General features: G+C 43.2%; 13 protein-coding genes. 5 read left to right on the forward strand and 8 right to left on the reverse strand.

From position 1 onward, the window contains the following. The first annotated feature begins 102 nt into the window (after nt 1–102). Complete coding sequence (locus WOA13_RS03355) at nt 103–2382, forward strand: ATP-binding protein (protein WP_342126579.1); 2280 nt, start codon at nt 103–105, stop codon at nt 2380–2382. Between the two features lie 73 nt (nt 2383–2455). On the opposite strand, the gene WOA13_RS03360 is transcribed toward WOA13_RS03355, so the two are convergent. Continuing rightward, on the reverse strand, nt 2456–2776 hold the full coding sequence (locus tag WOA13_RS03360; RefSeq protein ID WP_082087265.1) for a transcriptional regulator: 321 nt from the start codon (nt 2774–2776) through the stop codon (nt 2456–2458). A gap of 272 nt (nt 2777–3048) precedes the next feature. Here WOA13_RS03360 and WOA13_RS03365 point away from each other — a divergent pair, with 272 nt between their 5' ends. The 3 genes from WOA13_RS03365 to engB all read left to right on the forward strand — a co-directional run bounded on the left by WOA13_RS03365 (nt 3049) and on the right by engB (nt 6592). Continuing rightward, complete coding sequence (locus tag WOA13_RS03365; protein ID WP_342126580.1) at nt 3049–4641, forward strand: BatD family protein; 1593 nt, start codon at nt 3049–3051, stop codon at nt 4639–4641. A gap of 7 nt (nt 4642–4648) precedes the next feature. Then, nucleotides 4649–5899, forward strand: coding sequence for a hypothetical protein (locus tag WOA13_RS03370; RefSeq protein WP_342126581.1), 1251 nt, complete (start codon nt 4649–4651; stop codon nt 5897–5899). Between the two features lie 69 nt (nt 5900–5968). After that, on the forward strand, nt 5969–6592 hold the full coding sequence (engB, locus tag WOA13_RS03375; RefSeq protein ID WP_342126582.1) for a GTP-binding protein EngB: 624 nt from the start codon (nt 5969–5971) through the stop codon (nt 6590–6592). 180 nt (nt 6593–6772) lie between these two features. Here the strand turns inward: engB and WOA13_RS03380 are convergent, their stop codons facing one another. From WOA13_RS03380 to ftsZ, 7 genes are all read right to left on the reverse strand, one after another. Continuing rightward, entirely contained in the window at nt 6773–7393 is a 621-nt protein-coding gene (locus WOA13_RS03380) for a TatD family nuclease-associated radical SAM protein (protein WP_342126583.1), read from the reverse strand. Nucleotides 7394–7445: 52 nt separating this feature from the next. After that, complete coding sequence (locus tag WOA13_RS03385; RefSeq protein WP_342126584.1) at nt 7446–7817, reverse strand: gamma-glutamylcyclotransferase family protein; 372 nt, start codon at nt 7815–7817, stop codon at nt 7446–7448. Beyond that, nucleotides 7814–9004: a geranylgeranyl reductase family protein gene (locus WOA13_RS03390; RefSeq protein ID WP_342126585.1), complete on the reverse strand. Its 1191-nt coding sequence runs from the start codon at nt 9002–9004 to the stop codon at nt 7814–7816. Before WOA13_RS03390 ends, WOA13_RS03385 begins: the two co-directional genes overlap by 4 nt. 218 nt (nt 9005–9222) lie before the next feature. Further along, nucleotides 9223–9417 (reverse strand): TRAM domain-containing RNA chaperone, encoded by a 195-nt coding sequence (locus tag WOA13_RS03395; RefSeq protein ID WP_048206364.1) that lies wholly within the window; start codon nt 9415–9417, stop codon nt 9223–9225. 206 nt (nt 9418–9623) lie between these two features. Further along, nucleotides 9624–10082, reverse strand: a complete 459-nt coding sequence (locus WOA13_RS03400; protein ID WP_342126586.1) for a hypothetical protein — start codon at nt 10080–10082, stop codon at nt 9624–9626. Between the two features lie 30 nt (nt 10083–10112). Further along, on the reverse strand, nt 10113–11579 hold the full coding sequence (locus WOA13_RS03405; RefSeq protein ID WP_342126587.1) for a dihydropteroate synthase-like protein: 1467 nt from the start codon (nt 11577–11579) through the stop codon (nt 10113–10115). 159 nt (nt 11580–11738) lie between these two features. Further along, nucleotides 11739–12926, reverse strand: a complete 1188-nt coding sequence (gene ftsZ / locus WOA13_RS03410) for a cell division protein FtsZ (protein ID WP_048205041.1) — start codon at nt 12924–12926, stop codon at nt 11739–11741. A 643-nt stretch (nt 12927–13569) separates the two neighbouring features. On the opposite strand from ftsZ, the gene WOA13_RS03415 reads away from it, so the two are divergent. Beyond that, entirely contained in the window at nt 13570–14268 is a 699-nt protein-coding gene (locus WOA13_RS03415) for an AIM24 family protein (protein WP_048205040.1), read from the forward strand. Nucleotides 14269–14277 lie beyond the last annotated feature (9 nt).

The raw sequence follows: 14277 nt of genomic DNA on the forward strand, positions 1-14277 counted from the left end.
TTTTTATGGAATATACAAATTAATATAATTAGCTAAGTTATACTTTAACAATTATTAAATTGATCCGCCGTAAACAGGAAGTTCTAAGAAGGAGTTTGCTGAATGAATCTAAAAGATATCACATTGAGAAAAAGACTCACAATGTATATTGTTATTGGAACATTCCTTGTTTTCATTGCATCAACTTCAGTTATAATCTCAACCACAACATCACAACATGAAGAACTTGCATATCAACAATCCATAGAAATAGCAAGAAAGCATGCAAATGAGTTCAATGCAGATCAGGTAAAATATCATACCGCGTCAAAGATCATCGCAGACATGATTTCTGATAGCCTTATATGTGACCGAAACGAAGCAAACATGATTCTAAGAGAGATTCTTACAAAGAATCCAGAGATCGTGGGCACATACGTTTGTTTTGAACCTGATGCATACGATGGCGAAGATATAAAATATGCAAACACCTATGGCCATGATTCTACAGGGAGATTCATACCATACTGGAACAAGCTGGATGGAAATATAACCCTTGATCCTTTACACGACTATGAGGAACTTGACTACTACAGATTACCAAAAGAAACGGGAGAGTATGTACTCACCGAGCCATATTGGTATGAAGATAAGATCATTATAAGTCATTCAACACCGATCTTCAATGAGGATGAGTTCATTGGGATAGGTGGTGTTGATGTTACACTTAATGGAATGGACAGCGTTGTAAGTAACGTAACCGCCTTTAATGCAGGATATGCCATATTGAGCAGTAACCAGGGCGTTATTCTTTCGCACCCTACTAAAAAAGAATGGATAGGTGAGAAGACACTCTATGAATTCAATGATGACATCGCTAAAATGGCACTTGATATCAAAGAAGGAAAAAGCGGTCACATTGAAACTATCGATCCGGTTACAGGAAAAGAAGTTGTTGCATTCTACGAACCTACAAAAGAAGGAAATTATTCATTCATACTCGTGGTTCCGGAAGAAGACATGCTCGAAGGTGTTGTGAACCTGAGGAACGAACTTATCTCAATATCAGTAATAGCAATATTGTTCATGGGACTGGTTGCATTCTTCACGGCAAACTCTCTGAGCAAAAACATAGGCAATATTCTTGATGATTTCGAAGACATCTCTGAATCCGCCCTGAAAGGTAATTTTGATGCAAGAGCGAAAACTGAAACCGATGTTGATTTCAAGCAATTTACGAAAAGATTGAATCAGCTGCTTGACAATCTTCAGAGTTCAAATGAACTGAACGAACAGATGATATACGTCATCGACCACAGTCCGGTGACCGTCTTCAAATGGAAGAATGAAAAGGGCTGGCCTGTTGAGGTCGTATCAGGTAACATAAAGCAATTTGGATATGTTGCTAATGATTTCATCTCAAAGGAAATCGATTATGCAGATATAATTCATCCAGATGATGTAAAGAGAGTAGAAGAAACGCTTTCAAAGAGACTTGAAGAAGGCATACCACATTTTACCAGTCAATATCGCATAATAACAAAAAACGGAGAGCACCGTTGGGTTGAAGAACAAACACTTTTGCAGGTCGACAAGAAGACGAACATGAAGTACCTGCTGGGAATTATCGTTGATATCACAGATAGAAAGATCGCACAGGATCAGATAATTAAAGCTAAAATGGCTGCAGAAGCTGCTAATCAGACAAAAAGCGAATTCCTGGCAAATATGAGCCATGAGCTGCGAACGCCACTCAATTCAATAATCGGTTTTTCAGACATATTGATCGAGAATATTCCAGGCCCAACCAACGAAAAACAACTAAAGTACATTACTAACATAAAGAACAGCGGAGAACATCTATTAGACCTGATCAATGGAATTCTTGACCTTTCTAAGGTCGAAGCTGGAAAAATGGAAGTCCTATATGAAGAATTCAACTTCAAAGAAGTGACCGATGAAGTAGTAATGATAATAAAACCACTTGCATTGAAGAAAAATATCGGATTGCAAGTCAATATTGAACCTTGCCTATCAACAATAAATGCAGACAGGACAAAACTCAAACAGATACTTTACAATCTTCTTAGCAATGCGATCAAGTTCACATCTGAAAAAGGAGAAATTCGACTGTTAGCAACAATATCCTACGACATTCTTAGAGTAGATGTTATAGACAACGGAATTGGAATTGATCCTAGAGATATTGAGAAATTATTCCAGCCTTTCAGTCAGATCGATTCAGATAGTTCCAGAAATTACCAGGGAACCGGACTCGGATTGGCCCTTGTGAAGAATTTTGTCGAATTGCATGGCGGAAGTGTCAACATCGACAGCAAGAAAGGATCAGGAAGTACATTCTCATTTAAAATACCTTCCAAAGGAATGAAGGATCATGAATAAGTGAGAAATTAAGAATGGGTCATAAAGACAAAAAAGGAATAGTGAATTCCGAATATCTCCGGTTAAAAGACCATCACTCATCTGCAGGGCAGGCGCCCTCACCTCTTCTTAAGTACCTGCAGATCTCACAGATCTTTGCAGCCACATTGTCCACCTTGCCTTCCTGTATCTCAAGAGCGAGATTTGCTATCGACTCTTTCACATCGTCATCGAACTCTATGCGGTAACCTCGTTTTTTCGTCAGGTACTGGGATACGGCAGATGGGGCCATGCCAAACATCTTTGCAACTTCCTTCTGTGAGATCCCGTTCTTTACAAGTTCCATTGCAAGAGCCGCACGGATCGCAGGAAGAATATCCCACACAACTGCCTGACAGGGAGTTTCCAGATTCATGATATCACTAACAGAATTGTAGCCATTACAGTTTCGAATGGCATTTATAGGATATACCTTCGTAACATATATAGGTATTCACTATTGTGAAATTCTAAAGAATAGATTATATAAATAAAAGATGTATGTAATGGTAGGCACTCTTAGACGTATTCGTATTGTCTGCAACATAGGTATAAGAGTTAAATAAAATATGATATTATATATTGTCTATTGATAAATAAAAATTAGAATTCAATAATCACAATGATTAGTTATTAAAGAGGGGTCTCATGTTCAGGAAAGCTTTGATCATATTACTTATGGTATTTTGTGTGTTCTCACTTACGGCATCTGCATACACACTTGATGATATCGAATGGAAATCGACAGAAACAGCCACACTTCACTGGGGACATAGCTTCGAGAACGGGGAAGCAAAAGATGACTCTTATGACACATATGTTATCAAAGCAGAAGATTTTTCAGTTGATGGATTTGTTTCCCTGTCCCTATCAAAAGATGGGCAGATCAAAGATATTGCATCCCTTGGCATGGCTGACAGCTGGGAATACAGGGATGAAGAGAATGGTCAGGATGTAAAACTCTTTATCAAGGAAATTAAGACCAATGTTGACCAGTGGACAGGTAATATGGAAGACCCTACTGTGAAGGTCGAAGTATATAGAAGAGGTGTCCCTGAATTTGACATTAAGATCGAAACGGAACAAAATGAGTACGACCCAAGATCACCAAGCAATCCAAAAGAAGTTGTCACTACAATAACTGTCAAAAATAAAGGATATGCGGAAGCAGAAGATGTTGAGGTCATTGTTGATCCTGCAGGAATGGAGCTTGCCGATGGAGATCTCAAGACCAGAATAACAAGTTTAGCTAAAGATGAGACAGCTGAAGTAATTGAGGTCGAACTTGAAGTACCCCACCTCTGGGAAGAAACTGATCTTGATATTGAAGTAACTGTAAGAGCTAAAGACATCAACGGCGACATACACGAAGACATTGAGGATAAGGAAATAACCGTGATGCCAAAAGCTGAACTAATTGTTACAAAAACAATTACTGAGGAGATCTACATGGATGAGACCGCATATGTCTCGGTAGCTATCCGCAATTATGGCATTTACAGCATGAATTCTGTAACAATAAAAGACACTGTACTTTCCAGTATGGAGCTTAAAGACAGTGTAACACTTGAAAAAACGGTATCATTCAAGCCCGGGGAAACAATTGAAGTATTCTCCTATGCACTAAAGCCTATCAAGCCAGGAACATATACATCACCTGAAGTAGTTGCAACCTATGTCGCTTCTAACGGTAAAACATACACTTATGATTCTGAGGAACCAAAGATAGAGATTAACGGCCCATACGTAGTCCTATCACAGAGCGTGGACAAAACAAACGTACAACCTGGAACAGAAGTTAAGGTCACGGTTTCCACCAAGAACGAAGGTAATAGGGATGCAAGCACCAGAGTATCATCTACTGACTTCCCCGAAGGTACAACCTTTGTAAGCGGTGATACTTCTTTTGACAAAGTACTTGGCAAAGGAGAATCCGGAAGCTATTCCTACGTCTTGAAGATGAACGACGAAGGAACGTTCAAACTGCCAGCAGCAACTGCAACATTCATTGATATGGAAAGCTACAAAGGAGAGAAGATCTCCAATATGCCTGAGATAACGGTCAAGATCCCGGAGCCTGAGCAAAGCGAATCTTCATCAAGTACAAGCAACCCATCCAGTGACAGCACCTCCCAGCCAGGAACAGAATCCAATGAAGAGGTTGTTGAACCAGGCTTTGAATCGATCTTTGCAATTGCCGCACTTGCTGGCGTTTACATCGCAATAAGAAGGAGAAGATAAACAGGTAATGCAAATGAGAATACACGTTTGCCTGATCGTATTATTTGCCATAGCAATATGTGCAAATACTGCCATTGCCGCCTCCGACGAGGATCCGGACTGGAACAAATCGGTCAACTACACCCTTTACTGGGGAGATAGTATAGAAGTGGATGGCTTCCTGATCAAGGCGAACGATTTCTCAAAGGCAAGAGCATTTGATGTCGAGACTGACTACGTAATGCTTACCATCGCCTCCGATGGATCAGATGAATGGAGTGCTCTTCTTGCGGTAAATAACTCCCAGATACCTGACAGTGGCATCTTCGGCGAAAGGATGAACATAACTGCTTTTGAGGTCGTGACAGGCAACGATATCCCTGCACCATATACAAAGATAGGAGTATCGACCCTGAACATTACAGAAGAAGAGACCGGCAGCTGGATCAACAACACGATCTCCGTTTCAAAGACGATATACAAAGATACCTATATCGATGAAAGGGTCTTTATCGCTGTTCAGGTCGAAAATCTCCGAAATCTTGAGTTCCGGAATGTCACAATAAACGAAACGTTACCTGAAAATGTTCTGGCTGACCCCGATATAGAAGTGGACCAGATCATAGATATCAGCCCATATTCAAAAAATACCATCCAGTACTCCGTCAAAGCCCTGAGACCGGGAAATTATACCATCCCACCTACGGAAATAGAACTTGAATATAGAGGAGTAAAATATCACCAGTATACAAATTCAACAAAACTGGTAGTATACGGCCCGGACATCATTGCTGAAAAAACGGCCACCGTTGATGAAAATGACCCACAGGTCCTTGATATCAGCATCAAAATTGAAAATAAGGGCAACAGGGCCGCTTATGTGAAAATTAAGGATGAGATGTTGACGGGCTGTGTCCTTAAAGAGGGAAAAACATCAACCGAATTGGTCATATTCCCGAACAAGGTCAAAAAGATGGAGTACTCGGTAACTAGCGAAGATCTCAGAGCTAATACAATAGTGCCTTCAGCAGAGATCTACTTCTCAGATTCAAAAGGATATTCTGATACATTCACAACGAAAAAATTCTATATACTTGAAGAAGAGGAAGAAGAGGTCCTGGAACCTGATGTAAATATTAATGAAGAAGTCCAGGAAACCGAAGAACCGGCTATTTCCGAAGAAGACATTGAATATCCGAAGTTCGGACCAATAAGGTCAGTCAGAGATATCATCGATAATACCATGAGGATTATCAATGAAGCACTTGAATACAAATAATCTTTTTTTTGAGCACTCAGAACGAAATCTATTTAGCTATTTCAATGGTTTGGACTACGGGAATGAAATATGAAAAAAGACCAGAGCTTTGAAAAAGCCAAGTTCGAGATAATTCTTTCAGGGCGATCAAATGTTGGAAAATCATCCATCATAAGAGAACTGACCGGCAAGAAAGTAAAGGTAGGAAAAAGACCCGGAGTTACCTTAAAACCTGCACACACCCTGCGATCAGACCTGCTGGTGACCGATCTGCCCGGATTCGGTTTCATGAGTGGTGTAAAGGACCGCAAGCAGGATATTGTAAAAGACCAGATCGTGCGCTATATCGAGAACAATGCAGACAGGATCAAGGTCGCAGTCCTTGTAACTGATGCTGTATCATTCGTTGACGTGGTTGAACGCTGGGAGAGCCGCAATGAGATCCCTATTGACATCGAGATGTTCGATTTTTTCAATGAGCTTGGATTTGACACCATCATTGCCATAAATAAAATGGACAGGATAAAAGATTCCGAGCGCGAAGAAAGGCTCGATGCTATCGTTGAAAAGCTTGGACTGACCCCTCCATGGAACCAGTGGAATTACATAGTCGCACCCACCAGTGCAAAAAAGGGAGATATCAAATCACTCAAGGGTCTATTGAGAAAGCGCCTTCATGATGAAAAAAGGGATGACCTTTTTAAGTATATTTGAAAGCAATCGAAGCTAAATCCGGAAAACTTCGGGATCAAAAAACAAAGTGATCGGATGTTGAAATTCAGAAGAGGTTGAAGTAAGAAAAATCGATTGATTAATTGATTGATCTATGGAACGAGCGATGAATGAAAACTCATTAATTCCTTCATTCATCCAGCCATTCATCCATTCGTTCTATCACCTTACGTGAAAATCAGCACCTATCTCCTGTGCAATCTCTTCACATTTTTTAATGTCAATATCATTAAAGCCCACAACGGTCATACGTGTCTGGATTCCTGCTGCGATAGCGTTCCTTGTGAAATCCAGCATTGCATCATATGAACCCTCAAAAGCAGGCCTGCATATCTCATTGTACTTGCTTTCGGATTCGGCATTCAGGCTTACGGATACTTCATCAAGGCCGGCTTCTTTCAGTTCTGCCACAACATCCCTTTCAGGATAAAGTAACTGCGCATGCCCGTTCGTATCAAGCCTCGTCCTGACACCCCTTTCCCTGAGCCAGTGAGTGATCTTAAGAAGAACATCAAAACGGAGTGTTGCCTCCCCAAAACCTGTGAAAACGACCTCCCTGTACTTCCCCAGGTCCAGAGTACTGAGCTTTTCCAGCATATCCTCAAGAGAAGGTTCCTTTTTGAGGCGCAGGTCGTAACCGTAAACGCCGTCTGAGACATCACGTATGCAGAAAACACAACTTGCACTGCACCTGTTGGTTATGTTAAGGTATAGGTTATCGTGTCCCTCATAACATAGAGTGCCAACATCCTCGAGTTCCCCGTTAAATTTGTCTTCTGTCATTTGTCGCCTCTTTTCTGTAGGAAAATATGATGCTCTACAAGATAATATTCATTTAATATTTATCTTCGCTTACAGGATGATCCATCCAGTTTCCCGATCCGATCACAGGATACCTCTCACAGGGAACTTCCGCGGAAAGGAAATACATCGCAGCCTTAGAGCCATTGCCCAGCAATACATCTTCCCTGTAGAACCATTTCCCTTCAAACTCATCCAGCACATCCAGTGTTTCATTGACCACATCATAAACTTCACCTGATATCCTTGAAACAGGTTTTCCTTTTACGACACCTGGAAAATATTCAAGGTTCAGCATCCTGAAACGATCCTCTGTAAAAGCCTCAGAAACAGGAACCGAATTTTCGAGCAGGTGATGGTTGCAACACCCTTTCTTCAAAGTTCCATAAACAAATAGAAGGCTCATCTTATCCCGAAGTTCATCTTAAGCAGTCCTTTCCTCACCGCATCCGGAAGCTGTCCGCACTGTAATGCTTTCATGTGCTCAGGATCGATCATCTTGATAGCTGCTGACATCATTGAGTCGGAGCGCATGAGGTTATCCATCAGTTTTCTTACATAAACTGCCGTCTTGATCTCAAGGCCCATCTCCTTCCTCCAGCGCTCATCATAGTCTTCCAGTTTGCATTTTCCTTCGAGGAAATCAACCGCAGTCTGACCGGCTATCTTCCCGCCGACCATTGCAGTGGATATACCTCCGCCATTGGTAGCTATGATATGGCCTGCTGCATCACCGGCAACAAGGGTATCTTTGGTAGCGGTCACTTTCGGAGCACCCCCAACCGGTACAAGACCGGAAACTACTGAAACGATGGAACCACCTTCAAGCTTCTTACTGGCTATCGGGTGCTCGTACATGAACTTCTCAAGATAGTCCCTTGCAGACATCCCGTTCCTGAAAAGGATCTCCCTTATACCGACACCGATATTGGCTGTATCGCCTCCCTGGGAGATAACCCAGGCATAACCACCGGGAACATAATCCTTCCCGAAGAACATCTCAACGGCATCCCTGTCAACGTCCACACCGCTTATTTCATACTCAAATGCAGTTCCTGTGCCCATGGGATCGGGATCACGAACGAGTCCCTTTGCTTTTCCAACAATGGAATTCGGTCCATCGGCACCGATCAGAACTTTTCCGCGTATAGTGTGTTCTCCGAAGACACCATCTACCTCGACAGTAGTACCATTAACTTCAAGGACATTGGTACCTGCCATCAGCTTTGCGCCGCATTTGCCTGCCTCTTTTGCAAGATACTTGTCAAACCTGCGCCTGTCGATGGCATCAGCATCGACCTCAAATTCCTTGGAATACCCATTGGGAGCGATAAAACGCTGTACACTGCTTGAAGCATGGATACATTCCGAAGGTATTGACTCAAGAGTATAAGGAAGCTCTGCACTTGGAACAAGCTCCTGCAGAGTGTCGAGATGAGGAAGGAAACCTCCGCATTGAAGAGGAATTCCGATATCCTTCTTCTTATCAATAAGCAGGACGGATGCACCTGCCTCTGCTGCATACGCTGCAGCTGTGGAACCGGCAGGTCCTGCACCGACAATGATGAGATCATATGAGTTTTCAGGCTTCATGAGGATGTCTTCTATAATAGTGATATATTATAAATCTGTTTCAACCGCTCAGCCATTCATCTAACGGAATGGATAAGTTTATGGCCAGACGAGAGCAAAAGAGGCAATATTAGAAGTTAAAAGCCAAAGCTGGCAAATGATAAGAAATGACGGAAGAAAAAACGTTGTGTAAAAGAATAGATCGCTCTATTCCCTACATTAAAAAAGAAGCTGAGTAATTACTCAGCTACTTCGCCGAAAGCGAACTTGCGCATTACTTTGGTTACCTTGATGGTAACTTCGTCGCCGACGGAGGTGCCAGGTACAAAGATGACGAATCCGCTTACTCTTGCGATGCCGTCTCCTTCCCTTGCGATATCTTCAATTGTTACGTCGTATGTTTCACCAGCTTCTACTGGTGCAGTTGATTCCATGTTGTTGAACAAATATTTCACATCCTTTTGTGATGCTTGAAAGAACTAACTAAGCTGAAAAACATAATGGAAAAAGCAGCACATACGTGAGTAAATACTATTTAATACCTTACGTTCGAAGCAAGAAGTTTACTTTAAAGCAAACGATAGATAGTATGTATTAGATATAAGGATTCTGGTATAGGTAAGGAAAAACAACAGAGGGTTTAGTACCCCCCTCCAACCTGCAAAAGCTCGAAATCCAGCTCCTCAGGAACATTTGCCTTGAATACGAACACATTGCATCTCATATTCCGGGCCTCTGTAATGGCACGCTTCTGAGTATCTGTGATCTCACCATCGGACGTAGTAATGCAGAACATCTTCCTGTCGTTGTTGCTCACAAGGAAATCGAAATCCTCGGAATATGCCTTAAGGAAATCAACGAACTCCTTAAGCTCGTCCCATTTGTTGCACAGGTGGATGTTCTTTGATGCGGAGTTCTCCACATACCAGTCCCTGCTCATGTACGGATAGGCATTGTACTGGTCCACAAGCTCATCAAAGCTTTTGTAGATCCGATCCACATCACGCTTGAGACTTATCCATTTCCAGTTCTGTTGTGCAAAGTACCTTGCTGCCAGAATCTCAACAATTGCTTTTTTATCATCAATATCCAGTTTCATCATAAACACCCGGAAATAAAAACTAAAAGATCAAATATCATCATCCTGTGAATAGCTCCTTCCAAGACGAAGGGCTATTTCAGCTTTTTCAAGCTCGCATCCCAGATAAGATGCATGGTCCACCTTTGATATGAGCTCCATCCTCATAATAGTGTCCATTATATCCCTTGCACTCTTTCCCACAATGGTCGCCTTCTCATGCTGTGCGACGATAACACCACCATTGTCGTCTGCAGATATCCCGATCCTGAAAGGACCAAGTGGATCAAGAGTCCAACCCGCAAACTTCTGTGCCACCACATGCTTCTCCGGCACCTCGACTTCCGGACGGCGGCGTTTCTCCTTAAGACGAAGAAGATCGATCCCAAGATCCTTCGGGGAACTTCCCCTCTCCTTTGCCAGTATCATCATGCTGGCCGCTGTGTTCAGCTCGCTTATGGTACCACGTGTCTTTTCACTGAACTCCGGCGTGAACAGGATACATGAACCCACATCTACAGCAATGCCACACAGAGTTGCATTGACACCCACGGAATCTGCATCGATCAGTTCAGTAACATTACCCACACCAAAGAAGACAGGTATATCCGGATACTTTCCATGGAACCTGGAATATCTTACAATGGATCCGGTTATCCCATGACCGATCGGATCGAGCACAGGATCTGCGATTATATTGCTAATGCCTGCAGACCTGGCGGCATCAATATTTGCAACCAGGCTCTCAAAGCCCTCCCCTGCATCGGGGATCACAACCGCTGCAACATCGGCACCCGCGACTTCCCCTGCAACAGCATCAATATTGCTGGAATTCAAACTCAGCACAAGATCAACACCTTCTTCCAGTGCAGCCCTGATTAACGCAGGTTCCAGCGTATCAATGCTTATGGGAACAGTTGAAACCTCACGGGCTGTGCGGACAGCCCTCCTTATATCATCAGGAGATGCAGTCAGGGAAGCACCAAGATCGATTATGTCTGCACCTTTTTTAATAAAGGAAGCAATCCTCCCGGAAAGCTCATCCTCACCAAAACCGGTTGCATCCACTACTTCAGCCATCACCTTCATCCGCGAGCCGCCACCAAGCTTTACACTTCCAAGCATCATGATAGGTTCAGCGTCCTTCTCGATCTCAGCAAGGGTTTCCAGGGCAATGTCCCTCCACACATCAGTTAGAAGCTCGCATGCCGGAACCTCCAGAGAGAATTCCATTTCACCAACAAAGCGGAGCACATTGCTAAGATCATAAGCATGTTTGGGGCCCAGGTATATCTTGCACCCCAGTTCCTCTGCAACCAGTGAAAAATCCCCGGAACAAAGGCCAGGTACAAAGATCACATCATACTTCTTCTGCTGCTTTTTTAGTTCAGAGAGCAGCCTGTGAGGAGTTAGAAAGGCAGCTACTTCAATATCCAGAACAAGAACATCGGCGTTGTCAACTACAGAGAAACGAACGGTATTCTCTGCAAGCTTGCCTGTTGCGACCAGGATTTCCATGACCTAAGATTAGCTGCATCGTAAAAAAGAATATCCATTGATTAAAATAAGATCAAAAAAGCAGATCAAAAAGTTGTAAAATAGTGATGTTAAAAAGTGGTCTAAAAAAGTGGTGGAATAGGACCGGTGGTATTTCACACCAGCCCCATAGAACAGAACTTACTGAATTATGTCAATTATGGAACCACCGTGTGATCCCTGGGAACCGATCGGTTCAACGACCGTTCTTCGTCCCCGCTCGGCCCGAGAAAAAGAGGAGGACCTCGTGTTGGTGTTTGTGTTTGTTGATGTGTTCTCAACAATACCTGATTGGAACTGAGGACCAAGTACCTGTGCAGACTGCACACCGGTCATGATAGCCATGACACGTACCTTTCCTTCGTAATCGTCCCTGATACGTGCTCCCCAGATGACATTTGCATTTGGTGAAAGCTCATAGGTAAGGGATGCTGCGATCTCTTCTGCTTCCTTCAGGCTAAGGTCTGGACCTCCTGTGATGTGTACAAGGCTGCCTGTTGCACCTCTGTAGTCAACATCAAGGAGTGGGTGATTGAGTGCTGTGCGAACAACATCGTTGCTCTTGTCCTGATTCTTGCTGTCTCCAACAAGCATGACAGCAACGCCACCGCAGCCCATGATAGCACGGATATCTGCGTAGTCAAGGTTGATAAGAGATGGCTGTGTGATAGTCTCAGTGATTCCTTTTACGGTCTCAGCGATAAGCTGGTCCATAACGGAGAATGCCTGCTCGATAGGCAGGTTTGGAACGTAATCAAGAAGCCTGTTGTTGTCAAGAACGATAACTGTGTCAGCTGCCCTGCGGAAGTCCTCAAGACCTTCTTCTGCCTTTACGGTACGTGCGCGCTCTACCCTGAACGGACTGGACACCATACCTACTACGATAGCTCCCTGTTCCTTTGCGATCTCTGCAACAACAGGTGCTACACCGGTACCGGTTCCTCCACCCATACCAGCTGTTACGAAAACAAGGTCACTTTCCTTGAAGATCTCTTCAAGGGTACCGCGTGCAAGCTCTGCAGCTTTTGCACCAACTTCAGGATAACCGCCAGCACCAAGACCTCTTGTAAGGGTCTTACCGACAAGGATCTTCTTGTCAGCACGGATGTGATCCAGATGCTGTTTATCGGTATTAATAGCAATAGTCTCTGCACCTTCGATACCGATGTTGTACAATCGGTTGATGGTGTTGTTTCCAGCACCGCCACAACCAACGATGGTGATCCGAGGCATTCCGAATCCTTCAAACTGGTCGTCTGCTGATACTGACTGTCTGTACTCTCTTTCTTTTTCTGAGTGTTTTAATGCTTCCTGTACTATAGACTGCACGTTCATCCCCTCTCTTGGATATCGCATTCTACTGCAATTTACGTGTTTCCACGCCGACTGTATTCAGATTAATATTATTCTCCTTTCAATAATGTCAGGAGATCTTCCTCTCTTGTCCGCAAGCATCCTTGCGGCCGTCCGTGTTGTAAGCGAACGGTTATGTTCCGGCAAAAATGAAGTTGTATAGAGTAGTCACTACACACATTAGTAACTACTATCGGAAACCCGATAATATTCTTCACATCGCCCTCTCTTGCTGCCAGAAATAAATCTGGCATATGGAACAGACATTATCGACAAATATCCAAACATAAATATTTACCGGATCCATTCCAAGTATGACTGTCGTCTGAAAATACTATTTATAGATATTAATATATAAGGCTATCGACAATTGTCGCAAACGTCTTGGACATCACTGCAATCGATTTGTGTTTCAGCACGATCCAAACTTAGAATATTGTCGAATTTTATCGATCATGCAGGAATAATAGAGCAGACAAAAATCCCAGGTATAATTAAAAGATAGGACGATAAGATATTTTAAATATATTTAATGTTTTGAATACATAGGAATTATTCCAGACCGGGGGAAGATCTGGACCGGACAATAGAAAGTTGAAACATCAAAGGACATGATAGCATGGGAAGATATTCAATAGAAGAATTTATCGATCAGACTGGCCAGAGAGACCTAGGAGAAGGATTATTCGAACTTGAAAGGGACAGGATGCTTGAGCTTAATCTCAATGGCAGGGTCTGGACAAAACGCGGTTCAATGATCGCCTACCTTGGCGATGTAAAGTTCACAAGGGAAGGGGTTCTCGAACACGGTGTTGGCAAGATGCTGAAAAAAGCAGTCACTGGAGAGGGAGTCAGCCTTACCAAAGCAGAAGGAAGGGGAAAAGTATACCTTGCTGACGAAGGTAAGAAGATCTCTATCCTCAAACTGGACAATGATTCCATCTTTGTCAACGGCAATGACCTGCTTGCATTTGAAGACGGGATAAACTGGGACATCAAGATAATGAAGAAGGTCACTGGAATGCTTGCCGGAGGACTTTTCAACGTCAAACTTGAGGGAAGCGGAATGGTTGCCATCACTACACACTATGACCCACTTACACTCCAGGTGACAAAGGACAGACCGGTATTCACCGACCCTAACGCAACGGTCGCATGGTCAGGAAATCTTAAGCCGGACCTTAAAACAGACGTCTCCCTGAAGACATTTGTCGGACGATCAAGCGGAGAAAGTGTACAGATGGCCTTTAAAGGCGAAGGATTTGTCGTGATACAGCCATACGAGGAATTACCATTCCAGACGGCACCTCCGGCCTGAAGTTCAATA

The sequence above is a fragment of the Methanococcoides sp. LMO-2 genome (assembly GCF_038432375.1).
GTDB lineage: Archaea > Halobacteriota > Methanosarcinia > Methanosarcinales > Methanosarcinaceae > Methanococcoides > Methanococcoides cohabitans.

Excerpts from the sequence above, each read along its gene's own strand:
- WOA13_RS03355 (WP_342126579.1), top strand. The coding sequence starts at position 103 with ATGAATCTAAAAGATATCACATTGAGAAAAAGACTCACAATGTATATT.
- WOA13_RS03360 (WP_082087265.1), bottom strand. The coding sequence starts at position 2,776 with ATGAATCTGGAAACTCCCTGTCAGGCAGTTGTGTGGGATATTCTTCCT.
- WOA13_RS03365 (WP_342126580.1), top strand. The coding sequence starts at position 3,049 with ATGTTCAGGAAAGCTTTGATCATATTACTTATGGTATTTTGTGTGTTC.
- WOA13_RS03370 (WP_342126581.1), top strand. The coding sequence starts at position 4,649 with ATGCAAATGAGAATACACGTTTGCCTGATCGTATTATTTGCCATAGCA.
- engB (WP_342126582.1), top strand. The coding sequence starts at position 5,969 with ATGAAAAAAGACCAGAGCTTTGAAAAAGCCAAGTTCGAGATAATTCTT.
- WOA13_RS03380 (WP_342126583.1), bottom strand. The coding sequence starts at position 7,393 with ATGACAGAAGACAAATTTAACGGGGAACTCGAGGATGTTGGCACTCTA.
- WOA13_RS03385 (WP_342126584.1), bottom strand. The coding sequence starts at position 7,817 with ATGAGCCTTCTATTTGTTTATGGAACTTTGAAGAAAGGGTGTTGCAAC.
- WOA13_RS03390 (WP_342126585.1), bottom strand. The coding sequence starts at position 9,004 with ATGAAGCCTGAAAACTCATATGATCTCATCATTGTCGGTGCAGGACCT.
- WOA13_RS03395 (WP_048206364.1), bottom strand. The coding sequence starts at position 9,417 with ATGGAATCAACTGCACCAGTAGAAGCTGGTGAAACATACGACGTAACA.
- WOA13_RS03400 (WP_342126586.1), bottom strand. The coding sequence starts at position 10,082 with ATGAAACTGGATATTGATGATAAAAAAGCAATTGTTGAGATTCTGGCA.
- WOA13_RS03405 (WP_342126587.1), bottom strand. The coding sequence starts at position 11,579 with ATGGAAATCCTGGTCGCAACAGGCAAGCTTGCAGAGAATACCGTTCGT.
- WOA13_RS03415 (WP_048205040.1), top strand. The coding sequence starts at position 13,570 with ATGGGAAGATATTCAATAGAAGAATTTATCGATCAGACTGGCCAGAGA.